This is a genomic window from Blastococcus sp. VKM Ac-2987 (genome assembly GCF_026967805.1).
Classification (GTDB): Bacteria; Actinomycetota; Actinomycetes; order Mycobacteriales; family Geodermatophilaceae; genus Blastococcus.
In genome coordinates this window covers 1,086,826-1,109,912 of sequence record NZ_JAPVBG010000002.1, presented here as the reverse complement: position 1 = coordinate 1,109,912, position 23,087 = coordinate 1,086,826, and the positions used below count along the sequence as shown (strand labels likewise).

Genomic DNA, 23,087 nt, shown 5'->3' with positions numbered 1-23,087 from the left:
GGGCCTGCGGGACGGGCGGTCACATCCGCTCCGGCGCGCTCACACCGAGCACGGCCAGGCCGTTGCGCAGCACCACCGCGGTCGCGGCGCACAGCCACAGCCGGGCGGTGGTCAGCGCGGTGGCCTCCTCGTCGCCGCGGGGCAGGACGCGGCACGAGTCGTAGAAGCGGTGGTACGTGCCGGCCAGCTCCTCGAGGTAGCGGGCCACCCGGTGCGGCGCGCGCAGCTCGGCGGCGGCGGTGAGGACGCGCGGGAACTCCCCGAGGGCGCGCAGCAGGTCGTTCTCCCGGTCGTGCGCCAGCAGGGCGACGTCGACGTCGCCGGCCGCACCGAGGGCGAGCCCGAGGTCGGTGGCGTTGCGCAGCACCGAGGAGATGCGCGCGTGCGCGTACTGGACGTAGAAGACCGGGTTGTCGTTGCTCTGCCGACTCCACAGGTCGATGTCGATGTCGATCTGCTGGTCGACCGAGGCGCGGGCGAGCGCGTACCGGGCGGCGTCGGCGCCGATGGCCTCGACGAGGTCCTCGAGGTTGACCACGGTGCCCGCCCGCTTGCTCATCCGGACCGGCTCGCCGTCGCGCAGCAGGTTCACCAGCTGGCCCAGCAGGATCTCGAGGTGGACGGCGGGGTCGTCCCCGGCCGCGGCCGCCAGCGCCTTGTACCGGCCGACGTACCCCGAGTGGTCCGCGCCGAGCATGATCACGACCTTGTCGAAGCCTCGCTCGCGCTTGTCCAGGTAGTAGGCGCAGTCGGCGGCGAAGTAGGTCGGCTCGCCGTCGGCCTTCACCAGGACGCGGTCCTTATCGTCGCCGAAGGTCGTCGTCCGCAGCCACACCGCGCCGTCGGAGTCGTAGACGTGGCCCTGCTCGCGCAGCCGGGCCACCGCCTTCTCCAGGGCACCGGCCCGGTGCAGCGACGTCTCGGAGAACCAGACGTCGAAGTGGACGCCGAACGCCTCCATCGTGGCGCGGATCTCGGCCACCATGAGCTCCACGCCCCGGGCGCGGAAGACCGCCAGCTGCTCGGCCTCCGGACGGTCGAGGACCCTGGGCTCCGCTGCGACGACCTGCGCGGCGATGTCGCCGATGTAGCTGCCCGCGTAGCCGTCCTCGGGCACCGCCCGGCCGTTCGCCGCGGCGAGCAGGCTCCGGGCGAAGCGGTCGATCTGTGCCCCGGCGTCGTTCAGGTAGTACTCGCGGGTCACCGCCGCGCCGCTGGCCTGGATGAGCCGGGCGATGGCGTCGCCCACGGCCGCCCACCGCGTGCCCCCGATGTGCACCGGACCGGTCGGGTTGGCCGAGACGAACTCCAGGTTGAGCCGCTGGCCGGCCAGGGTGGCGGTGCGGCCGTAGGCCTCCCCCGCCGTCACCGCGTCGACGGCGATCCTGCCCAGCGCGCCCTGGGCCAGGGTGATGTTGAGGAAGCCCGGGCCGGCGACGTCGACGGTGGCGATGCCGCCGTGCCCGCGCAGCTCCGCGGCCAGCAGCTCGGCCACCTCGCGCGGCTGCCGGCCGGCCGGCTTCGCCAGGCGCAGGGCGACGTTCGTCGCGTAGTCGCCGTGCTCGGGGTTCTTCGGCCGCTCGACGACGACGGCGGCGGGCGCCTCGACGGGCAGCGCGCCTCGCTCGACGACCGCGCCCACGGCGGTACGAACGACGTCCTGCAGCTGCTCCGGTGTCACCGGGCGAGCGTACTGATGCCCCACCGGGGCACTGCGGCTCCACCCACCGGGGCCGGTCCGCCTCCTCCGGCGGGCCCCGCCGCACCGCCCGGCTCACAGCCCGCGCACAGGTCGCCGACCTAGACTCGCGCCCGGCAGAGGGCCGCCCGGGCCCGGCCGCAGCGGCGCGCACGCGCCCCGTACCGAGGAGAGGCCTTGGCCAAGGACCGCACGCCCGACAAGAGCCGAGCCACCGGCGGTGGGGCCACCCGGTCCGGCGGGCGCGGCGCGGGTGGGCGTACCCGGCCACCCACGCAGGTGGTGGCCCAGCAGCGGCCCTGGGGCCTGATCGCCGCCGCCGTGGCCGTCGTGGTGTTCGCCGCGGCCGTCATCACCTACGCCGTGGTGCAGGTGAACGAGGCCGACGCCCTGCGGGTCGACTCCATCGACGAGATCGCCGGCGCGGAGGTCTTCGAGTACGAGGGCGGGCTGCACGACGACAACGCCATCGAGTACGAGCAGTCCCCGCCGGTGGGCGGGCCGCACGCCAACCTCTGGGCCGACTGCACGGGCACGGTCTACGACGTCGACATCCGGCACGAGAACGCGGTGCACAGCCTCGAGCACGGCGCGGTCTGGATCACCTACGACCCGGCCGAGGTGGCCGACGACGAGATCGCCACCCTCGCCGAGCTGGTCGACGGCGAGTCCTACCGGATGATGTCGCCCTACGAGGGCCTGGACTCCCCGATCAGCCTGCAGTCCTGGGGCCACCAGCTGAAGGTCGACAGCGCCGACGACGTGCGCATCAAGCAGTTCGCCGACCTGATGACCGCCAAGGCCGGTGAGTTCCCCGAGCCGGGCGCCACCTGCGAGAGCCCGACCTTCCTCGCCGACCCGCTGCTCGCCGAGGGCGCGTCCGCGCCCTGACGCCGCGCCGCCGTCCCCTCTCCCACGACCGCACCGCGGAGGCAGCTCACGTGACCCGCTCCACCGGTTCACCGCGCGGCAGCGCGCTGCGCACCGCCCTGCTCGCCGTCATCGCCGTCGCGCTGGTGGCGCTCGGCGGCGGGCTGGCCGTCGCCCTCGGCGTCGGCCGCGACGGCACGCCGACGCCGACGGCCGGCTCGGTGGACGCGGGCTTCGCCAGGGACATGTCCCGCCACCACCTGCAGGGCGTGGAGATGGCCAACCTCGTCGCCGAGCGCAGCGACGACCCGGAGGTCGAGCAGCTGGCCTTCGACATCTCCGCCACCCAGACCAACCAGGCCGGGCGCATGCAGGGCTGGCTGGCGCTCTGGGGCGTGCCGCTGACCGGCGGCGACACGATGGCCTGGATGGGCGAGGACGCGCACAGCGGGCACGACATGGACATGGGCGGCACGGGCGCGCTCATGCCGGGCATGGCCACCGAGGACGAGCTGGCCGAGCTACGGGGCCTGTCGGGCACCGCGTTCGACGTCGAGTTCCTCCGGCTGATGATCCGGCACCACCAGGGCGGCTTCGACATGGCCCGCTACGCCGCCGAGAACGCCGAGGTGGGAGCCGTGCAGGACCTCGCCCGGTCGATCGAGCAGTCCCAGGGCGTGGAGACGACGACGATGACCCGGATGCTCACCGCCCGGGGCGGGACGCCGCTGCCCGAGCCGTGATCGGCGGCCCGGGAGCCGCTTCCCGCGCCCGCGTGGTGGGCTGGTAACTTCTCTCCTGCCCCACCACCGAGCCCCCGTAGCTCAGGGGATAGAGCACCGCCCTCCGGAGGCGGGTGCGCAGGTTCGAATCCTGCCGGGGGCACCCACACGCCGGCTCCCGGTCCCCCGCAGGGACCGGCCGCCGGCCGCCCGTCCGGGCGATCGACCGCGCGGTTGACCGTGCCCCGAGTTCTGGCACCCTTCCTCCCACGGCCCGCAGACGGCCGGTGGCCGAGCTGTCCGCCGGCTCGGCGGACCAGGACGCAGGAGGTCGGATGAGCACGTCACCGGGGCGCGCCACCGCGCAGGAGCACGCGGAGAGCCGACGCGGCGGGTTCAGCTCGCGGCGCGTGTTCATCCTGGCCGCGATCGGGTCGGCGGTCGGGCTCGGCAACATCTGGCGGTTCCCCTACGTCGCCTACGAGAACGGCGGCGGCGCCTTCCTGCTGCCCTACCTGGTCGCGCTGCTGACCGCCGGCATCCCCTTCCTGCTGCTCGACTACGCCCTCGGCCACCGCCACCGCGGCTCCGCGCCGCTGTCCTTCGCCCGGCTGCGCCGCGGCACCGAGGGGCTCGGCTGGTGGCAGGTGGGCATCTGCTTCGTCATCGCCGTCTACTACGCCGCGGTCATCGCGTGGGCGCTGCGCTACACCTTCTTCTCGCTCGACCTGGCCTGGGGCGCCGACCCCGAGGCCTTCTTCTTCGGCGAGTTCCTCCAGGCCGGGGACGTCGCGGTCACCGCCGACGTGGTGCCCGGGGTGCTCCTCCCCCTCGCGCTGGTCTGGCTGGCCGTCCTCGTGATCATGGCGCTCGGCGTCCAGCGCGGGATCGGGGTGACCTCGCTGGTCTTCATCCCGGTGCTGGTGCTCGCCTTCGCCGCCCTCGTCGTGCAGGCGCTGCTGCTGCCCGGCGCAGGGGCGGGCCTGGACGCGCTGTTCGCGCCGGACTGGTCGGCGCTCGCCTCGGCCTCGGTCTGGGGTGCGGCGTTCGGCCAGATCTTCTTCTCGCTGTCGGTCGGCTTCGGCATCATGATCACGTACGCCTCGTACGTCCGACGTCGCGAGGACATGGTCGGCTCCGGTCTCGTGGTCGGGTTCTCCAACTCCGGATTCGAGCTGCTCGCCGGCATCGGGGTGTTCGCCGCCCTGGGCTTCATGGCCCAGGCCAACGGGGTCGCGGTCGGCGAGGTCGCCGACGGTGGGATCGGCCTGGCCTTCATCGCCTTCCCGGCGATCATCAGCGAGGCCCCGGCCGGCGCCCTCATCGGCGTCCTGTTCTTCGGGTCGCTCGTCGTCGCCGGCATCACCTCGCTGATCAGCGTGATCGAGGTCGTGATCTCCGCGGTCCGCGACAAGCTCGACACCGGCCGGCTCACCGCGACCCTCGCGGTCGGCGTCCCCGCCGCGGTGCTGAGCCTGGTGCTCTTCAGCACGACGAGCGGCATCTACGTGCTCGACGTCGTCGACCACTTCGTCAACCAGTACGGCATCCTCGTCGTGGCGCTGGTCAGCATGCTGGTCGTCGCCTGGGTGGTCCGGGCCCTGCCCGTCCTCGGCGAGCACCTCAACGTCCACGGCCGCCCCCGGGTCGGCACCGGCTGGCGCCTGCTGACCAGCGTCGTCGCCCCGGCGGGCCTGGCCGTGGTGCTCGTGCTGGCGCTGCAGGCCGACCTCACCGCGCCCTACGGGGACTACCCGGCCTGGCTCCTGCTGTCCCTGGGCTGGCTGCTGGTCGTGGTGCTGCCGCTCCTCGGCTTCGTCCTCGCCCGGCTGCCGTGGCGTGCCGGTACCCACCTGGACGGACCGCCACCCGGCTCCGATCCGGCGCCGCCGCTGCAGGCGCCACCCCCGACGGCCCCGACCACCCGGGACCGCACGGCGACCGGGCAGGACGAGGGAGGACCCCGATGAGCACGGCGGCGATCGTGATGATGGTGGTGGCGATGGTCGTGATCTGGGGCGGCCTGGCCCTGGCCGTCGCCAGCCTGCTGCGCCACGGCGCCGTCGAGGACCGCACCGAGGACGTGCGCCGGGACCTCTGACCCGGCGCCGCCCCCGGGGCGGTGCTCCCCCTCGCGGCGGGCTGCACTACGGTCCGCGCCCATGGAGACCAGCGGCATCCGCACGGCACCGGTGGGCGATCTCGAGATCGCCTACGAGACCTTCGGCGACGCGGGGAACCCGCCCGTCCTGCTCGTCATGGGGCTGGCCACGCAGATGATCGGCTGGCCCGACGAGTTCTGCAGCGGGCTCGCCGACCGCGGGCACTTCGTCGTCCGCTTCGACAACCGCGACATCGGGCTCTCCACCCACGTCCACGACCGCGGCGCCCCCGACGTCATGGCGATCCTCGGTGGTGACCGCTCGTCGGTCGCGTACGGGCTGCCCGACCTGGCCGAGGACACCGTCGGCCTGCTCGACGCCCTGGGGCTGGACAGCGTCCACGTGGTCGGCGCCTCCATGGGCGGGATGATCGCGCAGCTGGTCGCCCTCGCCCACCCGGAGCGGGTGCGCAGCCTCACCTCGATCATGTCCACCACGGGCGCCCCGGGCGTCGGTGCGCCGAACGAGGCCGCGATGGGTGTGCTGCTCGCGGCCCCGGCGGGCGACCGGGACGGGGCCGTCCAGCGCGTCGTCGACACCTACCGGGTGATCGGCTCCCCCGGCTTCGAGTTCGACGAGGCGGCCGTCCGCGACCGGGCCGGGCTCTCCTTCGACCGCGCGTACGACCCCGCCGGGGTGGCCCGCCAGCTCGCGGCGATCATGACCACCCACGACCGCACCGCCGACCTGGGGGCGGTCGCCGTCCCCACCCTGGTGATCCACGGCGCGCAGGACAGCCTGGTGGACGTGAGCGGCGGCCGGGCCACCGCCGCGGCGATCCCCGGGGCGGAGCTGCTGGTCGTCGACGGCATGGGCCACGACCTGCCCCGCGAGGTCTGGCCGCAGCTCAACGACCGGATCAGCGCGCTGATCGAGGGCGTCGAGCGCTCAGCGTGACCGCCGCCCCGGCGCCCCTTCCCCGGGGGCGCCGGCGCTCGTAGCGTCCGCTGCCGTGCACTGGCTCACCATCGAGGTCCTCGACGGCGGCACGCCCGCCGCGGAGTGGCTGCGCGCCTGGCACGACCTGGTCGTCGAGACGGCGGTGACCGCGGGCGCCCGCTTCTGGGACGAGCACGAGCACCGGTGGGGCGTCGTCTGCGAGTTCGTGTTCGACGAGGAGAGCCGGCGGGACGCCTTCCGCGACTCCCCCGCCGTCCGCGCGGCGCTCGACGCCGCCCCCGACCCGGTCAGCGGCGTGCTCGTGTACCCGCACCGCGGCGGCGGCAGCGGCTGCCGCCAGCCACGTCGTCCGCGGCCGCTGAGCGGCGGTGGCGCGGCGGCGCTGCCGGAGCCGGACCCGGACGCCGGCCTGGTGCGGCCGTGCACCGCCCGCACCGACCGCGCCGCCGCCGGGCCGCCGTTCAGCTGGTGAGCATCCCGCCCTCGACCGGGATGGTGGTGCCGGTGACGTACCCGCCGGCGTCGCTGACCAGGAAGACCAGGGCCGCGGCGAGCTCCTCGGGCTCGCCCTTGCGCCCGACGAGCACCCGGGACAGCTGCGACTCCAGGTAGCCCTCGGGGTACTGGTCGGTCATCTCCGAGGTGAAGAAGCCCGGCGCCAGGGCGTTGACCCGGATGCCCTTGCGGCCGGTCCACTGCTGGGCCAGGTCGCGGGTCAGCCCGATGAGCCCGGCCTTGCTGGCGGCGTAGGCCGCCTGCGGCAGGCCGGCGGTGGTCAGGCCCAGGATGCTCGAGATGTTGACGATCGAGCTGCCCGGCTGCATCACCCGACCGCACGCCTGGGCCATCCAGTAGCAGCCGTTGAGGTTGACGTCGATGACCTGCCGGAACTGCTCGGGGGTCTCCCGCGTCGCGGGCATGGCGGTGCCCACCCCGGCGTTGTTCACCAGGACGTCGACCTTGCCGAACTCGGCCATGGCGGCGTCGACGAGCGCCTGGCAGTCCTCCGGCCGGGAGACGTCGGTGGCCACGCTGATGGCGCGCCGGCCGGCCGCCTCCACCGCGCGCTGGGTGTCGGCCAGCCGGTCGGCCCGGCGGGCACCGAGGACGACGTCGCAGCCGGCCTCCGCCAGCGTCCGGGCGAAGACCGCACCCAGCCCGGAGGACGCACCGGTCACGATGGCGACGCGGTCGTCGAGGCGGAACAGGTCGAGGATCGTGCGGTCGGGCATGAGCGGGGGTCTCCCTCGGACGACGGCGGGCGGTCGTCGTCACCGTATCCGTCCTGTGCGGTAGATCACCGGGTGAGCCGGGTAGGGGCCTGTTCGTCCACCCACCGGGCACAGGGGAGAACCGACCGTGACCAACCTCGCGCAGAACCTGCTCGACTCCGCCGCCGGCGGAGCCGACCGGCCCGCCTTGCGGATGGACGACGCCGGGCTGACCTACGGCGAGTTCCGCGCCGCCGCCCTCCGCGTGGCCGCCTCGCTGCAGGAGCGCGGGGTGCAACCCGGTGACCGGGTCGGCCTCGTGCTGCCGAACGTGCTCGCCTTCCCCGTCGTCTTCTACGGGGCCCTGCTCGCCGGCGCCGCCGTCGTGCCGATGAACCCGCTGCTCAAGGCGCGCGAGGTGCAGTACTTCCTCGAGGACTCCGGCGCGCGGCTGGTCGTCACCCTGGAGACCACCGCCGCGCCGGTGCGCGAGGCGGCCGACGTCGTCGGCGCCGAGGCCGTCGTGGTGGGGCCCGCCTCCCCGGCCGAGCTGATGGCCGACCAGCCGCTGGACGGGGCGGTGGAGCGGTCCGACGACGACCTCGCGGTCATCCTCTACACCTCGGGCACGACCGGGCAGCCGAAGGGCGCGGAGCTCACCCACGCCAACCTGGGCCGCAACGCGCTGACCACCGCGGAGACCCTCGCGGAGAACACCCCCGACGACGTCATCATGGGCTGCCTGCCCCTGTTCCACGTCTTCGGTCTCACCTGCGGGCTCAACACCGCGGTGCTGCGGGGCTCGCTGCTCACGCTCATCCCGCGCTTCGACGGCGCCAAGGCGCTCCAGGTGATCGCCCGCGACCGGGTCACGATCTTCGAGGGCGTCCCGACGATGTTCGCGGCGATGCTGCACTCCCCCGACGCCGGGCAGCACGACGTCTCCAGCCTGCGGCTGTGCGTCTCCGGCGGCTCCGCCATGCCGGTGGAGATCATGCGTGCGTTCGAGGAGCAGTTCGGCTGCATCGTGCTCGAGGGGTACGGCCTGAGCGAGACCTCGCCGGTCGCCTCCTTCAACCACCCGCACGCCGAGCGCAAGCCCGGCTCGATCGGGACCCCGATCCGCGGCGTGGAGATGCGCCTGGTCGACGACGACGGCAACGAGGTCGCCGCCGGCGAGGTCGGCGAGATCGCCATCCGCGGCGAGAACGTGATGCGCGGCTACTGGGCGCGGCCCGAGGAGACGGAGAAGTCCATCCCGGACGGCTGGTTCCGCACCGGCGACCTCGCCCGCACCGACGACGACGGCTACTTCTTCATCGTCGACCGGAAGAAGGAGATGATCATCCGCGGCGGCTACAACGTCTACCCGCGGGAGATCGAGGAGGCGCTCTACGAGCACCCGGCGGTGGCCGAGGTCGCCGTGGTCGGCATCTCCCACCCGGAGCTGGGCGAGGAGGTCGCCGCAGCGGTCGCGCTGAAGCCCGGGGCGAGCGCCGAGGCCGACGAGCTGCGCGAGTTCGTCAAGGCCCGGGTGGCCGCCTACAAGTACCCGCGGCACCTCTGGCTGGTGGACACCCTGCCCAAGGGGCCGACCGGCAAGATCCTGCGCCGCGCCGTGGAGGTTCCGCAGGAGGTGGGCACCCGATGAGCCAGCCACCGGCCCCCCGCACGCCCCCGCCGTCGCCGCCGCTGTGGCGGCAGGCCTTCGACGCCGCCGAACGCGCCGTCGCCCCCCGAGCCGAGGACGTGGTGCGCAGCGAGTACTTCGCATTGGCCACCGCGCTGCTGCGCCGCGCGCAGAACGTCGCCGGCGGATCGGTGCAGGGCCTCAGCGCCCGCGCCTGGCACCTGCTGAACCTGCCCGCCGGCAGCGACATCAGCCGGCTGCGCGCGCAGATCGGCTCGCTCGACCGCGAGGTCCGGCGGCTGACCATCCAGCTGGAGCAGGAGCGGCGACGCAGCTCCCCGTCCCGCCCCGGTGCTCCCCGACCGACGAACGCCCAGACCACGGAGGACAGCGATGCCGACGGTGCCCAGCCCCCAGACGGTGCTCGACCGCGTCCGGCGCGACGTCGAGCGCAACACCCTCCGCGCACGTAACGGGATCAAGCTCGTCGCCGGCGTCGACCGGCCCGGCGTCGGGCAGACCCCCAAGGACGTCGTCTGGCAGCGGGGTCGCACCCAGCTGTGGCACTACCGCAACGACCCCGACACCCACGGGGGCGTGCGCTACGGCCCACCCCTGCTGATCGTCTTCAGCCTGGTGAGCAAGAGCTACATCCTCGACCTGACACCGGGCAACAGCTTCGTGGAGCAACTGCTGAAGGCCGGCTTCGACGTGTACATGCTCGACTGGGGCGAGCCCGACGAGCGCGACGCCGGGAACGGGCTGGAGGACTACGCCGACGACTACATCCCCGCCGGCATCGACCGCGTCCTCGATCTCTCCGGCGCCGACGAGGTCAACCTGTTCGGCTACTGCTTCGGCGGGGACCTCGCCCTGCTCTACGCCGCGCACCACCCCGACGCGCCGCTGCGCAGCCTCACCGTGCTGGCGACGCCGGTCGACTTCCGGCACATGGGCCCGCTCGCCGACATCTTCGCAGTCGGCGGGATGGACGTCGGCTCCGTCCTCGACGCGGACGGCAACGTGCCACCCTCGGTCGTCGTCCAGGGGTTCCGAGCGCTGACCCCGACCGCGGAGGTGACCCGGTACGTCACCCTGTGGGAGCGGCTCTGGAACGACGACTACGTCGCCTCCTACCAGGCCATGACCGGGTGGTCGGACGACCACGTCCCCTTCCCCGGCGCCGCCGCGCGGCAGACGGCCGAGATGCTGGTGCGGAACAACGGCATGGTGAACGACCGGCTCTCCGTGGGCGGGGACCCGGTGCACCTGTCCGACATCCAGGTGCCCTTCCTGACCGTGCGGGCCAACCGCGACCACATCGTGCCGCCGGAAGCGACCGCGGCCCTGATCGACCTGGTCGGGTCCCCCGACAAGCACGAGCTCTGCCTGGACGCCGGCCACATGGGGCTGGTCGTCGGGCGCACCGCGGCGAAGACCACGGTGCCCACGATCATCGACTTCGTCCGGCGGCGCAGCGACCCGCTGGATGCCGACGACACGCTGCAGGAGGCCTGACGTGACGGTGGTGGAACTGGGACCCGAGCGCTGCGATGCGCTGCTGCGGTTCTTCGGCGACCTGCCCGAGGGGGATCTGACCTTCATCAAGGAGGAGGTCACCGATCCGGACACCGTCCGCTCGTGGGCGACCGGCGAAGCCGCCGGCGGCCGCTGGGTGGCGGTCGACACCGGGGGGGACGGCACGGACGAGGTGACCGGCTACGTCGCCGTCCGGCCGCTCCCCGGCTGGTCGGACCACGTCGGCGAGGTCCGCCTGGTCGTCGCGCCGTCCCGCCGCGGCACCGGACTAGGCCGCGCACTGGCGCGGCAGGCCCTGGTCGGCGCCGTCTCCTCGGGGCTGTCGAAGCTCGTCGTCGAGGTGGTCGCCGAGCAGGGGTCGGCGCTGGCGCTCTTCAGCGACCTCGGCTTCAGCGGCGAGGCCCTGCTCCGCGACCACATCCGCGACCGCAACGGCGAGCTGCGCGACCTGATGGTGCTGGCGCACCACGTCTCCGACACGTGGGCGGGCATGGACACCGTCGGCATCGCCGACGAGCTGGGGGCGCCGGCCGGCTGAGCGACCCGGCGCGGCCCGCGCCCTCGGCTCACCGCTCGGTGACTCGCCCGCCGTCGACCTCGAGCCGCCGGTCGGTGGCCACCACCTCGAGCATCCGGCGGTCGTGGGTGACCAGCAGGAGGGTGCCGGAGTAGCCGGCCAGGGCCTGCTCCAGCTGCTCGATGGCCGGCAGGTCCAGGTGGTTGGTCGGCTCGTCGAGGACCAGCACGTTGATCCCGCGGGCCTGGAGCAGCGCCAGCGCCGCGCGGGTGCGCTCCCCCGGCGACAGGGTGAGGGCCGGGCGCAGCACGTGCTCGGCGGTGAGCCCGAACTTGGCCAGCAGCGTGCGCACCTCCGCCGTCGGCCGGTCGGGCACCTCGGCGCCGAACGCGTCGAGCAGCTGCTCGGTGCCGAGGAACCGCCCACGGGCCTGGTCGATCTCGCCGATCCGCACCGACGGGCCGAGCGAGGCAGCGCCCTCGTCGAGCGGCACCCGGCCGAGCAGCGCGGCGAGCAGGGTCGACTTGCCGGAACCGTTGGCGCCGGTGATCGCCACCCGGTCACCCCAGTCCACCTGCAGGTCGACCGGGCCGAGGGTGAAGCCGCCCCGGCGGACGACGGCGCCCCGCAGCGTCGCCACCACGGCACCGGCGCGCGGCGCGGCGGCGATCTCCATCCGGAGCTCCCACTCCTTGCGGGGCTCGTCCACCACGTCCAGCCGCTCGATCATCCGCTCGGTCTGCTTCGCCTTCGCCGCCTGCTTCTCCGCCGAGGCGCGGTTGTGGGCCTTGATGAACTTGTCGGGGTCCTTCTGCTTCTTGACCGCGTCGCGCACCCCCTTGGCCATCCAGTTCCGCTGCATCCGGGCGCGCGCCTCCAGCCCCGCCTTGGTGTCGGCGAACTCCTCGTACTCCTCGCGCGCGTGCCGGCGGGCCACCTCGCGCTCCACCAGGTACGCCTCGTAGCCGCCGTCGTGCACCCGCACCAGCTGCTGGGCGAGGTCGAGCTCGACGATCCGGGTGGCGGTGCGGGACAGGAACTCGCGGTCGTGGCTGACCACGACGACGCCGGCCCGGGCGCCGGCCACGAACCGCTCCAGCTGGTCCAGCCCCGCGAGGTCGAGGTCGTTGGTCGGCTCGTCGAGCAGCAGGACGTCGTAGCGCGAGAGCAGCAGCGCGGCCAGCCCCACGCGAGCGGCCTGCCCACCGGAGAGCCCGGTCATCAGCGCGTCCAGCGCCACACCGGGCGCGACCTGTGCGACCACCTCCGCCGCCCGCTCGTCCAGGTCGGCACCCCCGAGGGCGAGCCACCGCTCGAGCGCGTCGCCGTAGCCGTCGTCGGCCCCCGCTTCCCCGGCGGTCAGCGCCTCCGTGGCCGCGTCCAGCGCCGCCTGGGCGGCCGCGACCCCGGTGCGCCGGGCGAGCGCGGCGAGGACCGTCTCCCCCTCCCGCCGCTCGTGCTCCTGCGGGAGGTAGCCGAGGGTGGCCGTCGGCGGGCTGAGGGCGATGCTGCCGGCCTCGGCGGGGAGGTCCCCGGCCAGCGTGCGCAGCAGCGTCGACTTGCCCGCCCCGTTCACCCCCACCAGGCCGACGACATCGCCCGGGGCGACGACGAGATCCAGGTCGGAGAACAGCACGCGGGCGCCGTGACCGGCCGCCAGTCCGCGGGCGACGAGGGTGGCGCTCACCCCTACAGCCTGCCAAGCCTCCCCGGCCGACCGACAGCGGATTCCGCCGCGGCGCGCCGGGGCGGGCCGATTCAGCCCTCCGCGACGTCCTCGTCGACGTCGAAGGCGTCCTCGTCGTAGCCGCTGTCGGCGTCCTGCCCCGGTCCGGAGCTCCGGCGGACCAGCCACGGCTGCAGGTTCTCGTAGCCGCGCACCGACACCCGGCGCAGCGGCCGGACGCGGTAGCCGGGCAGCCCGCGGAGCCGGTCGGCCAGCTCGCCGTCGACCAGCAGCGCGCCCGGGCGGGCCAGCGAGGTGAGCCGGCTGGCCAGGTTCACGACCGGCGAGTAGACGTCGCCGAGGCGGGTGAGCACCGCGCCGTAGGCCGCTCCCACCCGCAGCTGCGGCCGGTCGGCGGCGTCCCAGGCGTGCGGGAGGTCGAGCCCGATCTCCGCTGCCCCGGTGGCCGACGCGGCGGTGAACAGCACGCCGTCCCCCACCGTCTTCACCACCCGGCCGGAGTGCCGGGCGATCACCTCGGCAGCGATGCTCTCGAAGTCCTCGACCATCGCGCCCAGCTCGCGGCCGCCCATGCCGCGGCTCCGCGAGGTGTAGCCCACCAGGTCGGCGAACCCGACCGCGAGCTCGCGCCGGTCACCGGGGCCGGTGGCGGCGAGCAGCCGGTCGACGTTCGCCGCCAGGTGCCGGCGCCAGACGTAGTCCTGCACCTCGCGCAGCCGGGGCAGCAGCGCCTGGGCCGCGGCGACCGCCCGCTCCGTGGTGACCGACGGCCCCTCGTCCTCCGGCGCACCGCGGAGCAGGGCGTCGGCGAGCATGTCGGTCTGCCAGTCGGCCAGCCGGGACAGCGACTGACCCATCGCCCGCGCGATGGAGGCCTCGCTGTCGGGGCCCACGAACCCGGAGTCGATGAGCGTGGAGAGGACGCCGAGGGCGGCGATGTCGGCGTCGGCGAAGGCGGGGTCGTCGTCGGCTGCGTCGGGGAAGCCGAGCGATCGCCAGAGCCGCTGCGTCCGCTCCGGCGGCATGCCGGCCAGCCGGCCCACCTGCAGCCGGGTGTAGCGGCGGGGGCCGCCGAGCAGCAGCCGCTCCAGCGCCTCGCCGGGGCCGGGGGCCGTCTCGTCGCCGCCGTGGTCCATGCCGGTCGCGGACCTCAGCCGGTGGTGCGGACGACGTCGAGCACGCCGGACCCCGACCCGTCGGTTCCGACGAGGGCCGTGGACCGGGCGCTCGCGGGCTCGCTCACGGGGCGCACTCTATGGGACCGCGGCCGGCCGTGTGCCCGGGGTCACGCGCCCGGGCGGCCGCCCGGCCGGCGCTCCGGCGGCGGTTCTGCCGGGTTGCCGGGGAGTGACGCCGTGGTGGCCACCGGACGACACCCGGCGCGGGGCTCCCGCGGGAAGGCGCGCGTGCGCTTGGATGGTCCGGTCACCGGCACGGACGACGGGAGAGGGCCATTTCCACCGGCACCACCGCGCGGGTCGACCCGGTACGGGTCGAGATCAGCGGTCTCAGCAAGTCCTTCCGGAACGTCCGGGCCGTCACCGACCTGGGCTTCACCGTCGAGCCGGGGACGGTCACCGGCTTCCTCGGCCCCAACGGGGCGGGCAAGACCACCACCCTGCGCATGGTGCTGGGCCTGATGAAGCCCGACGCCGGCACCGCCACCTTCAACGGCACGCCGTACGCGTCGCTGCCGCAGCCCCTGCGCACCGTCGGTGCCGTGCTGGAGACGGCGTTCCACCCCGCCCGCAGCGGCCGCAACCACCTCCGCGTGTACTGCCGTGCCGCCGGGCTGCCCCTGCAGCGGGCCGACGAGGTGCTCGTGCAGGTCGGGCTCGCCGACGCCGGACGACGGCGCGCGGGCGGCTACTCGCTGGGCATGCGCCAGCGGCTCGGGCTCGCGACGGCGCTGCTCGGCGACCCCTCCGTGCTCGTGCTCGACGAGCCGGCCAACGGGCTGGACCCCGAGGGCATCCAGTGGCTGCGCGGTTTCCTCCGCCACCTCGCCCACGACCAGGGCCGGACGGTGCTGGTGTCCAGCCACCTGCTGTCCGAGGTCGAGCAGACCGTCGACCGCGTCGTCATCGTGGGCGCCGGGCACCTGGTGCGCGAGGGGTCGATGGCGCAGCTGCGCGCCGGGGCCGACGGCGCCGGGACGGTGCTCGTGCGCAGCCCGCAGGCCGACCGGCTGGCGGAGGCGCTCCGGGCCGACGGCACGGGGGTCACCCGGGACGGCGACGCGCTCACCGTCACCGGACGGACGACCGCCGAGATCGGCAGCCGGGCCTTCGCCGCGGGCGTGGAGGTGCACGAGCTGCGGTCGCGCACCAGCGGCCTCGAGGAGATCTACTTCCAGCTCACCGCCGGCCGGGAGCAGTTCAGCGCCCCGTCCGCCGACGTGCCGTCCCCGGAGGCCACGCGATGACGCACCTGATCCGCGCGGAGTGGACCAAGCTCTTCACCACGAGGGTCTGGCTCGGCCTGCTGCTCGGCGCCTGCGTCATGGTGATCGGGTTCGCCGTCCTGCTCACCGCGTTCGCCGGCAACCCCGAGTCGGGCATCCCGGCCGTGGGCACCCCGGTCTACGAAGAGCTGGCGATGGCCAACGCGGTGAACGTCAACGTGCTGTTCCTCATCCTGGGCATCATCGGGATGACCCAGGAGTACCGGCACCGGACCGCCACCCCCACCTTCCTGACCGCGCCGCGGCGCGGCCGGGTCGTGATCGCCAAGCTGGTCGCCTACGCGCTGGCCGCGACGCTGTTCGCGCTGGTCGTGCTGGCGGTCAACTACGCGGCGGTCGCCGTGCACGCCGGGGTGCGCGGTGCCGCCCCCGCGCTCGACGCCGACAACCTCGGGACGCTGGGCAGCTCGGGGCTGGCCCTGGTCATCTACGCGGTGATCGGCGTCGGTCTCGGCGCGCTGCTGCGCAACCAGGTCGGCGCCATCGTCGGTGGCCTGGTCTACCTGTTCGTGATCGAGCCGATCATCCGCTCGATCCCCGCCACCTCCGGCGCCTACAAGTGGATGCCGGGAGGAGCGCTCGAAGCGCTCACCGCCACGTTCCAGGGCCCCGACCTGCTGGACGCGTGGCAGGGAGGTGTCCTGCTGCTCGGATACGGTCTGGTGGCCGCCGTGCTCGGCACCTTCCTGGCCGTGCGCCGCGACATCGTCTGAGGCGCCGGCGGGTACCGCAGGACCCTCGCCCCACCAGACCACGTGCCGGGGCGGGCCCGAACGGAGAACGGAGAACGCGTGACGACTCGCATGACCGTCCAGCGGCTGGGCCGCCTGATCGTCGACGGGGACGAGGACGGTGTCCGCTCGGCCGTCTCCGAAGCACCGCGCCTGCTCGCCGGCGCCGTCGAGCGGGCCGGCGAGGGCGGCTGGACCCCGCTGCACCTCGCGGTGGCCTGCGACCGGGTCGGCGTCGTCCGCGCCCTGGTCGACGCCGGTGCCGACCTCACCGCCCGCACCGAGCAGCACCGCACACCGCTGCACGTGGCGCTGGAGCAGGCCCCCGACCTCGTGCCGGTGCTGGTCGAGCTGGGCGCGGTCGTCGACGCGCCCAGCGCGGCCTACCTCGACGACGTCGACCGGCTGACCGCCGAGCTCGACGGCGGGGCGGCCCTCACCGACCCGACCACCGGGGTGGACCTGCTCGCGTGGGCCGCCTTCGGCGGGGCGGCCGCCGCCGCCCGGCTGCTGCTCGCCCGTGGGGCCGACGCCGACGGCGGGGCGCTGCACGCCGCGACCGCGGGCGGCAGCGCGGAGCTCGTCCGGCTGCTGCTGGACGCGGGCGCCGCCGTCGACCGCCGCGATCCCGACACCGGGCGCACCCCGCTGCACGTCGCGGTGGCGGCCGGCGCGACCGGCGACGCACCGGAGATCGTGCGTGCGCTGCTGGACGCGGGGGCCGACGTGGACGCCACCACCCACGACGGTGCGAGCGCCCTCGACATCAGCCGCGTGGCCGCTGCCCGGCACCGGCGGGCCGACGAGGACCAGGCCAGCGGCAACGACGCCCTGGTCGAGCTGCTCCTCGCCCACGGCGCGAGCCACTGACCACCACACCGGACGGGCACGCGGTTCCCGCTCCACGCCGGGTCAGCGGCCCGGCACGGGCGTAGACTCGATACCCGGTCCAGCGACGCCCCTCAGCCGCAGCCCCCAGACGAAGAAGGCACTCGACCCCGTGTCAAGCGTGAACTCATCCCGCCCGTCGTCCACCTCGTCCCCGGTCGCCGGTTTCGGCACCAACGAGTGGCTGGTCGAGGAGATGTACCAGCAGTTCCTCGCCGACCCGTCCAGCGTCGATCAGGCGTGGCACGAGTTCTTCGCCGACTACCGGCCGGGTACGCCCGCCGGTGGCGACCGGGAGCCGGCGTCGGGCGGCGACGGAGCCCCCGAGAAGGCCGACGCGGAGCAGCCCGCCCCCGAGCAGGCAGCTCCGAAGCAGGCCGCTCCCAAGCAGGCCGCTCCCAAGCAGGCCGACGCGGAGCAGGCGCCCGCCGCCCCGAAGAAGCCCGACGTCCAGAGCCCGGCCGCCGGGTCCCAGCCGACGGGGAGCTCGCCCGTGCAGAAGACCAGCCAGCCCGCCGCCGAGAGCGCCCCCGCCGCCAAGGCCGCGCCCAAGCTCCCGGTCGCCGGCGGCGCGCAGTCCCCGCTGCGCGGCGCGGCCGCGGCGGTGGTCAAGAACATGAACGCGTCGCTCACCGTGCCGACGGCGACCAGCGTGCGCGCGGTGCCGGCGAAGCTGCTGGCCGACAACCGCATCGTCATCAACAACCACCTCAAGCGCGCCCGCGGCGGGAAGATCTCCTTCACCCACCTGATCGGCTACGCGCTGGTCCGGGCGCTCGACGCGTTCCCGAACATGAACAGCGCCTTCGCCGAGGTCGACGGCAAGCCGGTGCACGTCCAGCCCGAGCACGTGAACTTCGGCCTGGCCATCGACCTGCCCAAGCCCGACGGTTCGCGGTCGCTGGTGGTCGCCTCGATCAAGGCCGCCGAGGAGATGGACTTCGCCCAGTTCTGGGCCGCCTACGAGGACATCATCCGCCGGGCGCGGAACAACAAGCTGACGATGGAGGACTTCTCCGGCACCACGATCAGCCTGACCAACCCCGGCACGATCGGCACCAACCACTCGGTGCCCCGGCTGACCGCCGGTCAGGGCGCCATCATCGGCGTGGGTGCCATGGAGTACCCGGCCGAGTTCCAGGGGATGAGCCCCGATGTGCTCACCGAGATGGGCGTCTCGAAGATCATCACGCTCACCTCGACCTACGACCACCGGATCATCCAGGGCGCCGAGTCCGGCGACTTCCTGCGCACGCTGCACTCGCTCCTGCTGGGCGAGGACGGCTTCTACGACGACGTCTTCCGCTCGCTCCGGATCCCCTACGAGCCGGTGCGCTGGATGGCGGACGCGCGGGTCACCCGCGAGGGGCAGATCGACAAGCAGGCCCGGGTCATCGAGGTCATCGAGGCCTACCGGCGCAACGGCCACCTGATGGCCGACACCGACCCGCTCGAGTTCAAGGTCCGCACCCACCCCGACCTGGACATCCTCCAGCACGGCCTGACCCTGTGGGACCTCGACCGGGCGTTCCCGGTCGGCGGGTTCGCCGGTGAGCGCCTCATGGCGCTGCGGGACATCCTCGGCGTGCTGCGCAACTCCTACTGCCGCACGGTCGGCGTGGAGTACATGCACATCACCGATCCCGAGGAGCGCGAGTGGCTCCAGCAGCGGATCGAGGTCAAGCACGAGCAGCCCGACCGCGAGAAGCAGAAGCACGTCCTCGGCCGGCTCAACGCCGCCGAGGCGTTCGAGACGTTCCTGCAGACGAAGTACGTCGGGCAGAAGCGGTTCAGCCTGGAGGGCGGGGAGTCGGTCATCCCGATCCTCGACGAGGTGCTCATCGCCGGCACCGACCACGGGCTCGACGAGGTCGCGATCGGCATGGCCCACCGCGGCCGGCTCAACATCCTGGCCAACGTCCTCGGCAAGAGCTACGCCAAGATCTTCGGCGAGTTCGAGGGCAACATCGACCCGGGCACGGTCCAGGGCTCCGGCGACGTGAAGTACCACCTCGGAGCCACCGGGACGTTCCGCAACCCGTTCCACACCGACGCCGAGATCGCCGTCTCCCTGGCCAGCAACCCGAGCCACCTGGAGACGGTGAACCCCGTCCTCGAGGGCATCGTCCGCGCCAAGCAGGACATGATCGACAAGGGCGAGCAGGGCTTCACGGTCCTCCCCGTCCTGCTGCACGGCGACTCCGCCTTCGCCGGCCAGGGCGTCGTCCAGGAGACGCTGAACCTCTCCCAGCTGCGGGGCTACCGCACCGGCGGCACCGTGCACGTGGTCATCAACAACCAGGTCGGGTTCACCACCAGCCCCGGCTCGGCGCGCTCGACCCTCTACTCGACCGACGTCGCGCGGATGGTCAACGCCCCGATCTTCCACGTGAACGGCGACGACCCGGAGGCCTGCGTGCGGGTCGCCCGGCTCGCCGTCGAGTACCGGCAGCAGTTCAGGAAGGACGTCGTCATCGACCTCGTCTGCTACCGCCGTCGCGGGCACAACGAGGGCGACGACCCGTCGATGACCCAGCCCCAGATGTACGACATCATCGACCGCAAGCGCTCCGTCCGGAAGCTGTACACCGAGGCGCTGGTCGGCCGCGGCGACATCACGCTCGAGGAGGCCGAGGAGGCCCTCAAGGACTACCGCGGCCAGCTGGAGCGCGCCTTCGCCGAGACCCACGACGCGCAGGACTCCTCCAAGCCCGCGCCGGTGATGGACCCGGACACGGCGCAGTCCACCGTGCAGACGGCGACCACGCAGGAGGTCCTCAAGGCCATCGGCGACGCGCACGTCTCCTTCCCGCCGGACTTCACCCCGCACCCCAAGCTGCAGAAGATGCTGGAGAAGCGGGCCGCGATGGTCAGCGAGGGCGGCGTCGACTGGGCCATGGGCGAGCTGCTGGCCTTCGGGTCGCTGCTCATGGAGGGCGTGCCGGTCCGCCTGGCCGGCCAGGACTCCCGCCGCGGCACCTTCGTGCAGCGCCACTCGGTGCTCATCGACCGGGAGAACGGCTCGGAGTACACGCCGCTGGCCAGCCTGACCGAGGACCAGGCGAAGTTCTTCGTCTACGACTCGCTGCTGTCCGAGTACGCCGCGCTGGGCTTCGAGTACGGCTACTCGGTGGCCAACCCCAAGGCCCTGGTGCTGTGGGAGGCCCAGTTCGGTGACTTCGTCGACGGCGCCCAGATGGTCATCGACGAGTTCATCAGCTCCGGCGAGGCGAAGTGGGGTCAGCGCTCCGGCGTCGTCCTGCTGCTGCCGCACGGCATGGAGGGGCAGGGCCCCGACCACTCCAGCGGCCGGATCGAGCGGTTCCTGCAGCTGTCGGCGGAGAACAACATGACCGTCGCCAACTGCACGACCCCCGGCAACTACTTCCACCTGCTCCGCCGCCAGGCGCTCTCCGACGTGCACCGGCCGCTGGTCGTCTTCACGCCGAAGTCGCTGCTGCGGGCGAAGGCGGCGGTCAGCCCGGTCGCCGACTTCACCGAGCAGAACTTCCGCCCGGTGCTGCCCGACACCGGGGTCGGCGGCGAGCCGCTGGACGCCGGCGCCGTGAAGCGCGTCCTGCTCTGCAGCGGCAAGGTCGCCTACGACCTGATGGCGCAGCGGGAGTCCGAGGGCACCGCCGACATCGCCATCGTGCGGGTCGAGCAGCTGTACCCGCTGCCGGCCGAGCAGATCCGCGCCGAGCTCGAGCGGTACGCCAACGCCACCGACGTGGTGTGGGTGCAGGAGGAGCCGGCGAACATGGGCGCCTGGCAGTTCATGGCGGTCAACCTGCCCGAGGAGCTGCCGGAGGGCCGGAAGCTGCGGCGGGTCAGCCGTCGCGCCTCGGCCAGCCCGGCCGTCGGCTCGGCGAAGGTGCACGAGGTCGAGCAGCGCAAGCTGGTCGCCGAGGCCTTCGGGGACTGACCCGACCGCCCGTCCCGTCCACGTCGCCCGGTCCCCGATCACCTCGGGGACCGGGCGTCGTAGGTTCTGCGGCATGTACTTCACCGACCGGGGCCTGGAAGAGCTCGTCGAACGGCGGGGCGGGGAGCAGGTCACCCTCGCCTGGCTGGCCGACCAGATGCAGGCGTTCGTCGACCAGCACCCCGACTTCGAGGTGCCCGTCGAGCGGCTGGCCACCTGGCTGGCCCGCGGCGGCACGGACGACGACGAGCTCGACGACTGACCGGTCCGGCGTGCCCGCACCCACCGGAGGCGACCTGCCGCTGTCGCGGGTGCGCGTCCGGGCCGACGTCACCGATCCCGGCGCCTGGTTCTGGGGGCTGCCGGGCGTCGCGCAGCTGCGCGCGGCCGGGATGGAGCTCGCCCCGGTGACGGTGGTCGTCGGGGAGAACGGCAGTGGCAAGTCCACGCTCGTCGAGGCGGTCGCGCACGCCTGGAGCGCCTCGCTGACCGCCGCGGTGAAGCACTGGGGCCCGCTGCCCTCCGCCGAGGACGCCGACCTGTGGCGGGACCTGGAGCTCGCCGGCGAACGACCCCGGCCGCAGGGCGGCGTCTGGCTGCGCGGCGAGGCCATGCACGATGTCTTCACCGGCATCGACAGCGCCGCCTCCGAGCTGCGCGCGTTCGACGGCGTCCCGCTCAACGCTCGCTCCCACGGCGAGGGCTTTCTCGCACTGCTGGAGTCGCGGACCACGGAGCGCGGGCTGTGGGTGCTCGACGAGCCGGAGTCGGCGCTGTCGTTCCGGTCGTCGCTGCGGCTGATGGCGCTGCTGCACGGCGTCGCCGCGACGGGGTCGCAGGTCCTGCTGGCCACCCACTCCCCCGTGCTCGCCGCGCTCCCGGGGGCCCGCGTCTACGAGCTGGACGGGGCGGGCTTCACCGCGCGCCCGTGGGCCGAGCTGGACCTGGTGCAGGACTGGCAGAGCTTCTTCGACGCGCCCGAGCGGTTGCTGCGCCACCTGCTCGACGGCTGAACGACGAGGACACGCCGCGCCGCCTGCCCGGGCGGGCCAGGGCGCGGCGGCACGCTGGGCTCATGCTCGGTCACTCTCATGCGCTCTCCGGCCTCGCCGCAGGTGCAGCGACCCTGCCGTGGGCCCCGGTGCAGGGAGCGGTCGGCCAGGCGGCCTGGGTGGCCGCCGTCGGCGGGTTCGCGATGCTCCCCGACCTCGACCACCGCAACTCCACCGTGTCGGACATGTGGGGCCCGGTCACCGACGTGCCCGCGGGCGCGATCGGGGCGCTGTCCGGCGGGCACCGCTGGGGCACCCACGACGCGGTCCTCGCCCCGCTCGCCTTCGGGGCCCTGGCCGTGGCGGCCGCGACCGCGTTCTGGTCCAGCCTGCTGCTGCTCGCCCTGGCCATCGGGCTCGCGCTGCGCGCCCTCCACTTCGTCATCCCGGGCCGCACCGAGACGACGATCCTGGGCAACCTGGTGCTCTCGTGGGGCGGCGCCTGGCTGCTGCTGGACCACGCCACCACCCCGTCGTGGCTGCCCTGGGCGGTGGCCGCGGGCGTGCTGACCCACATCGCCGGCGACGCGATCACCACCGCGGGGGTGCCGGTGCCGCTGCTCTGGCTGGTCAGGCGCAAGCGGCTGGCCCTCTCGCCGATCCGCACCGGGGCCACCGTGGAGAAGGCGGCGCTGGTGCCGCTGTTCGTCGTCGCCACCGTCGTGTTCGCCTACACCAACACGGAGCTGCACTCGGCCGTCGACCCGCTGGTGGACCGGCTGCTCAGCTCGGGCTGAGCCGGCCCGCCGTCACGGGCGGGGATCGGTCCGCGTCCAGCCGCGGTCGTCCCGGCGGGCGCCCTGGGCCGCCCGGCAGCGGCGGCAGACCTCCTGCACCTCCTCGGCGTGCCGGCCGGACTCCGGCTGGACGTCGGGCCAGCCGACGTGCGGGAAACGGGTCAGCCGGGAGCGGTGCAGCGACAGCCCGCAGGCGGTCTCGTTGCGCCCGCGCTCCCACGCGTGCACCTCCCCGGCGGGGTACCGGACCCCGTCGTCGGGGTCGACCCACTGACCCGTGGCGGCGACCGCCGCCCTGCTGGCTCCCATGCGCCGCTGGGTACCGCGATGCGGCGTCGGGACAAACCGGTCGC

The 23,087-nt window shown here is 73.9% G+C and carries 22 protein-coding genes and 1 tRNA gene; 18 read left to right on the top strand and 5 right to left on the bottom strand.

The genetic code is table 11. The features are described from left to right. Nucleotides 1–19: 19 nt before the first annotated feature. Complete coding sequence (argS, locus tag O2W17_RS14320; protein ID WP_269193089.1) at nucleotides 20–1,681, bottom strand: arginine--tRNA ligase; 1,662 nt, start codon at nucleotides 1,679–1,681, stop codon at nucleotides 20–22. A gap of 195 nt (nucleotides 1,682–1,876) precedes the next feature. Here argS and O2W17_RS14315 point away from each other — a divergent pair, with 195 nt between their 5' ends. The 7 genes from O2W17_RS14315 to O2W17_RS14285 all read left to right on the top strand — a co-directional run bounded on the left by O2W17_RS14315 (nucleotide 1,877) and on the right by O2W17_RS14285 (nucleotide 6,825). Then, nucleotides 1,877–2,590: a DUF3105 domain-containing protein gene (locus O2W17_RS14315; protein ID WP_269193088.1), complete on the top strand. Its 714-nt coding sequence runs from the start codon at nucleotides 1,877–1,879 to the stop codon at nucleotides 2,588–2,590. 50 nt (nucleotides 2,591–2,640) lie between these two features. Continuing rightward, the gene (locus O2W17_RS14310) at nucleotides 2,641–3,312 is read left to right on the top strand and encodes a DUF305 domain-containing protein (protein WP_269193087.1); all 672 of its coding nucleotides are present in this window, start codon (nucleotides 2,641–2,643) and stop codon (nucleotides 3,310–3,312) included. 70 nt (nucleotides 3,313–3,382) lie between these two features. After that, a tRNA-Arg gene (locus tag O2W17_RS14305) sits at nucleotides 3,383–3,454 on the top strand. 172 nt (nucleotides 3,455–3,626) lie between these two features. Further along, nucleotides 3,627–5,261 carry a sodium-dependent transporter gene (locus O2W17_RS14300; protein WP_269193086.1) on the top strand — a complete coding sequence of 545 codons (1,635 nt, stop codon included), beginning with the start codon at nucleotides 3,627–3,629 and terminating at the stop codon, nucleotides 5,259–5,261. Further along, nucleotides 5,258–5,392: a methionine/alanine import family NSS transporter small subunit gene (locus O2W17_RS14295; protein WP_269193085.1), complete on the top strand. Its 135-nt coding sequence runs from the start codon at nucleotides 5,258–5,260 to the stop codon at nucleotides 5,390–5,392. The genes O2W17_RS14300 and O2W17_RS14295 overlap by 4 nt, the downstream gene beginning before the upstream one ends. A 61-nt stretch (nucleotides 5,393–5,453) precedes the next feature. After that, complete coding sequence (locus O2W17_RS14290; RefSeq protein WP_269193084.1) at nucleotides 5,454–6,350, top strand: alpha/beta fold hydrolase; 897 nt, start codon at nucleotides 5,454–5,456, stop codon at nucleotides 6,348–6,350. A gap of 55 nt (nucleotides 6,351–6,405) precedes the next feature. Then, nucleotides 6,406–6,825: a hypothetical protein gene (locus O2W17_RS14285; RefSeq protein ID WP_269193083.1), complete on the top strand. Its 420-nt coding sequence runs from the start codon at nucleotides 6,406–6,408 to the stop codon at nucleotides 6,823–6,825. Here O2W17_RS14285 and O2W17_RS14280 read toward each other — a convergent pair. Beyond that, nucleotides 6,815–7,585 carry an SDR family NAD(P)-dependent oxidoreductase gene (locus O2W17_RS14280; protein ID WP_269193082.1) on the bottom strand — a complete coding sequence of 257 codons (771 nt, stop codon included), beginning with the start codon at nucleotides 7,583–7,585 and terminating at the stop codon, nucleotides 6,815–6,817. The genes O2W17_RS14285 and O2W17_RS14280 overlap by 11 nt on opposite strands. A 127-nt stretch (nucleotides 7,586–7,712) precedes the next feature. On the opposite strand from O2W17_RS14280, the gene O2W17_RS14275 reads away from it, so the two are divergent. From O2W17_RS14275 to O2W17_RS14260, 4 genes are read left to right on the top strand one after another with little or no spacing between them, the layout of a single operon-like run. After that, nucleotides 7,713–9,215, top strand: a complete 1,503-nt coding sequence (locus O2W17_RS14275; protein ID WP_269193081.1) for a long-chain-fatty-acid--CoA ligase — start codon at nucleotides 7,713–7,715, stop codon at nucleotides 9,213–9,215. Continuing rightward, on the top strand, nucleotides 9,212–9,667 hold the full coding sequence (locus O2W17_RS14270; protein ID WP_269193080.1) for a hypothetical protein: 456 nt from the start codon (nucleotides 9,212–9,214) through the stop codon (nucleotides 9,665–9,667). The genes O2W17_RS14275 and O2W17_RS14270 overlap by 4 nt, the downstream gene beginning before the upstream one ends. Then, nucleotides 9,588–10,712 carry an alpha/beta fold hydrolase gene (locus O2W17_RS14265; RefSeq protein ID WP_269193079.1) on the top strand — a complete coding sequence of 375 codons (1,125 nt, stop codon included), beginning with the start codon at nucleotides 9,588–9,590 and terminating at the stop codon, nucleotides 10,710–10,712. Before O2W17_RS14270 ends, O2W17_RS14265 begins: the two co-directional genes overlap by 80 nt. Before the next feature lies 1 nt (nucleotide 10,713). Continuing rightward, nucleotides 10,714–11,271: a GNAT family N-acetyltransferase gene (locus O2W17_RS14260; protein ID WP_269193078.1), complete on the top strand. Its 558-nt coding sequence runs from the start codon at nucleotides 10,714–10,716 to the stop codon at nucleotides 11,269–11,271. A gap of 28 nt (nucleotides 11,272–11,299) precedes the next feature. Here O2W17_RS14260 and O2W17_RS14255 read toward each other — a convergent pair whose 3' ends face one another. Together O2W17_RS14255 and O2W17_RS14250 are read right to left on the bottom strand one after the other, a co-directional pair. Next, on the bottom strand, nucleotides 11,300–12,937 hold the full coding sequence (locus tag O2W17_RS14255; RefSeq protein WP_269193077.1) for an ABC-F family ATP-binding cassette domain-containing protein: 1,638 nt from the start codon (nucleotides 12,935–12,937) through the stop codon (nucleotides 11,300–11,302). A gap of 71 nt (nucleotides 12,938–13,008) precedes the next feature. Then, a complete protein-coding gene (locus O2W17_RS14250) occupies nucleotides 13,009–14,073 on the bottom strand; it encodes an adenylate/guanylate cyclase domain-containing protein (RefSeq protein WP_269193076.1) in 1,065 nt (354 codons plus the stop codon). A gap of 317 nt (nucleotides 14,074–14,390) precedes the next feature. Here O2W17_RS14250 and O2W17_RS14245 point away from each other — a divergent pair, with 317 nt between their 5' ends. From O2W17_RS14245 to O2W17_RS14215, 7 genes are all read left to right on the top strand, one after another. Continuing rightward, complete coding sequence (locus O2W17_RS14245) at nucleotides 14,391–15,362, top strand: ABC transporter ATP-binding protein (RefSeq protein ID WP_331254311.1); 972 nt, start codon at nucleotides 14,391–14,393, stop codon at nucleotides 15,360–15,362. Beyond that, nucleotides 15,359–16,114: an ABC transporter permease gene (locus O2W17_RS14240; RefSeq protein WP_269193075.1), complete on the top strand. Its 756-nt coding sequence runs from the start codon at nucleotides 15,359–15,361 to the stop codon at nucleotides 16,112–16,114. Before O2W17_RS14245 ends, O2W17_RS14240 begins: the two co-directional genes overlap by 4 nt. Before the next feature lie 78 nt (nucleotides 16,115–16,192). Then, nucleotides 16,193–17,002: an ankyrin repeat domain-containing protein gene (locus O2W17_RS14235; protein ID WP_269193074.1), complete on the top strand. Its 810-nt coding sequence runs from the start codon at nucleotides 16,193–16,195 to the stop codon at nucleotides 17,000–17,002. Between the two features lie 139 nt (nucleotides 17,003–17,141). Then, complete coding sequence (locus O2W17_RS14230) at nucleotides 17,142–20,945, top strand: multifunctional oxoglutarate decarboxylase/oxoglutarate dehydrogenase thiamine pyrophosphate-binding subunit/dihydrolipoyllysine-residue succinyltransferase subunit (protein ID WP_269193073.1); 3,804 nt, start codon at nucleotides 17,142–17,144, stop codon at nucleotides 20,943–20,945. 73 nt (nucleotides 20,946–21,018) lie between these two features. Next, nucleotides 21,019–21,207 (top strand): DUF6104 family protein, encoded by a 189-nt coding sequence (locus O2W17_RS14225; protein ID WP_269193072.1) that lies wholly within the window; start codon nucleotides 21,019–21,021, stop codon nucleotides 21,205–21,207. Between the two features lie 10 nt (nucleotides 21,208–21,217). Next, nucleotides 21,218–21,958 carry an AAA family ATPase gene (locus tag O2W17_RS14220; RefSeq protein ID WP_269193071.1) on the top strand — a complete coding sequence of 247 codons (741 nt, stop codon included), beginning with the start codon at nucleotides 21,218–21,220 and terminating at the stop codon, nucleotides 21,956–21,958. A gap of 62 nt (nucleotides 21,959–22,020) precedes the next feature. Then, nucleotides 22,021–22,734, top strand: a complete 714-nt coding sequence (locus tag O2W17_RS14215) for a metal-dependent hydrolase (RefSeq protein WP_269193070.1) — start codon at nucleotides 22,021–22,023, stop codon at nucleotides 22,732–22,734. Between the two features lie 12 nt (nucleotides 22,735–22,746). On the opposite strand, the gene O2W17_RS14210 is transcribed toward O2W17_RS14215, so the two are convergent. Then, the gene (locus tag O2W17_RS14210; protein ID WP_269193069.1) at nucleotides 22,747–23,043 is read right to left on the bottom strand and encodes a hypothetical protein; all 297 of its coding nucleotides are present in this window, start codon (nucleotides 23,041–23,043) and stop codon (nucleotides 22,747–22,749) included. Nucleotides 23,044–23,087 lie beyond the last annotated feature (44 nt).

Coding starts and splice junctions, on each gene's coding strand:
- O2W17_RS14250 (WP_269193076.1), bottom strand. CDS start 14,073: ATGGACCACGGCGGCGACGAGACGGCCCCCGGCCCCGGCGAGGCGCTG.
- O2W17_RS14210 (WP_269193069.1), bottom strand. CDS start 23,043: ATGGGAGCCAGCAGGGCGGCGGTCGCCGCCACGGGTCAGTGGGTCGAC.
- O2W17_RS14225 (WP_269193072.1), top strand. CDS start 21,019: ATGTACTTCACCGACCGGGGCCTGGAAGAGCTCGTCGAACGGCGGGGC.
- O2W17_RS14290 (WP_269193084.1), top strand. CDS start 5,454: ATGGAGACCAGCGGCATCCGCACGGCACCGGTGGGCGATCTCGAGATC.
- O2W17_RS14265 (WP_269193079.1), top strand. CDS start 9,588: ATGCCGACGGTGCCCAGCCCCCAGACGGTGCTCGACCGCGTCCGGCGC.
- O2W17_RS14240 (WP_269193075.1), top strand. CDS start 15,359: ATGACGCACCTGATCCGCGCGGAGTGGACCAAGCTCTTCACCACGAGG.
- O2W17_RS14300 (WP_269193086.1), top strand. CDS start 3,627: ATGAGCACGTCACCGGGGCGCGCCACCGCGCAGGAGCACGCGGAGAGC.
- O2W17_RS14270 (WP_269193080.1), top strand. CDS start 9,212: ATGAGCCAGCCACCGGCCCCCCGCACGCCCCCGCCGTCGCCGCCGCTG.
- O2W17_RS14280 (WP_269193082.1), bottom strand. CDS start 7,585: ATGCCCGACCGCACGATCCTCGACCTGTTCCGCCTCGACGACCGCGTC.
- O2W17_RS14295 (WP_269193085.1), top strand. CDS start 5,258: ATGAGCACGGCGGCGATCGTGATGATGGTGGTGGCGATGGTCGTGATC.
- O2W17_RS14215 (WP_269193070.1), top strand. CDS start 22,021: ATGCTCGGTCACTCTCATGCGCTCTCCGGCCTCGCCGCAGGTGCAGCG.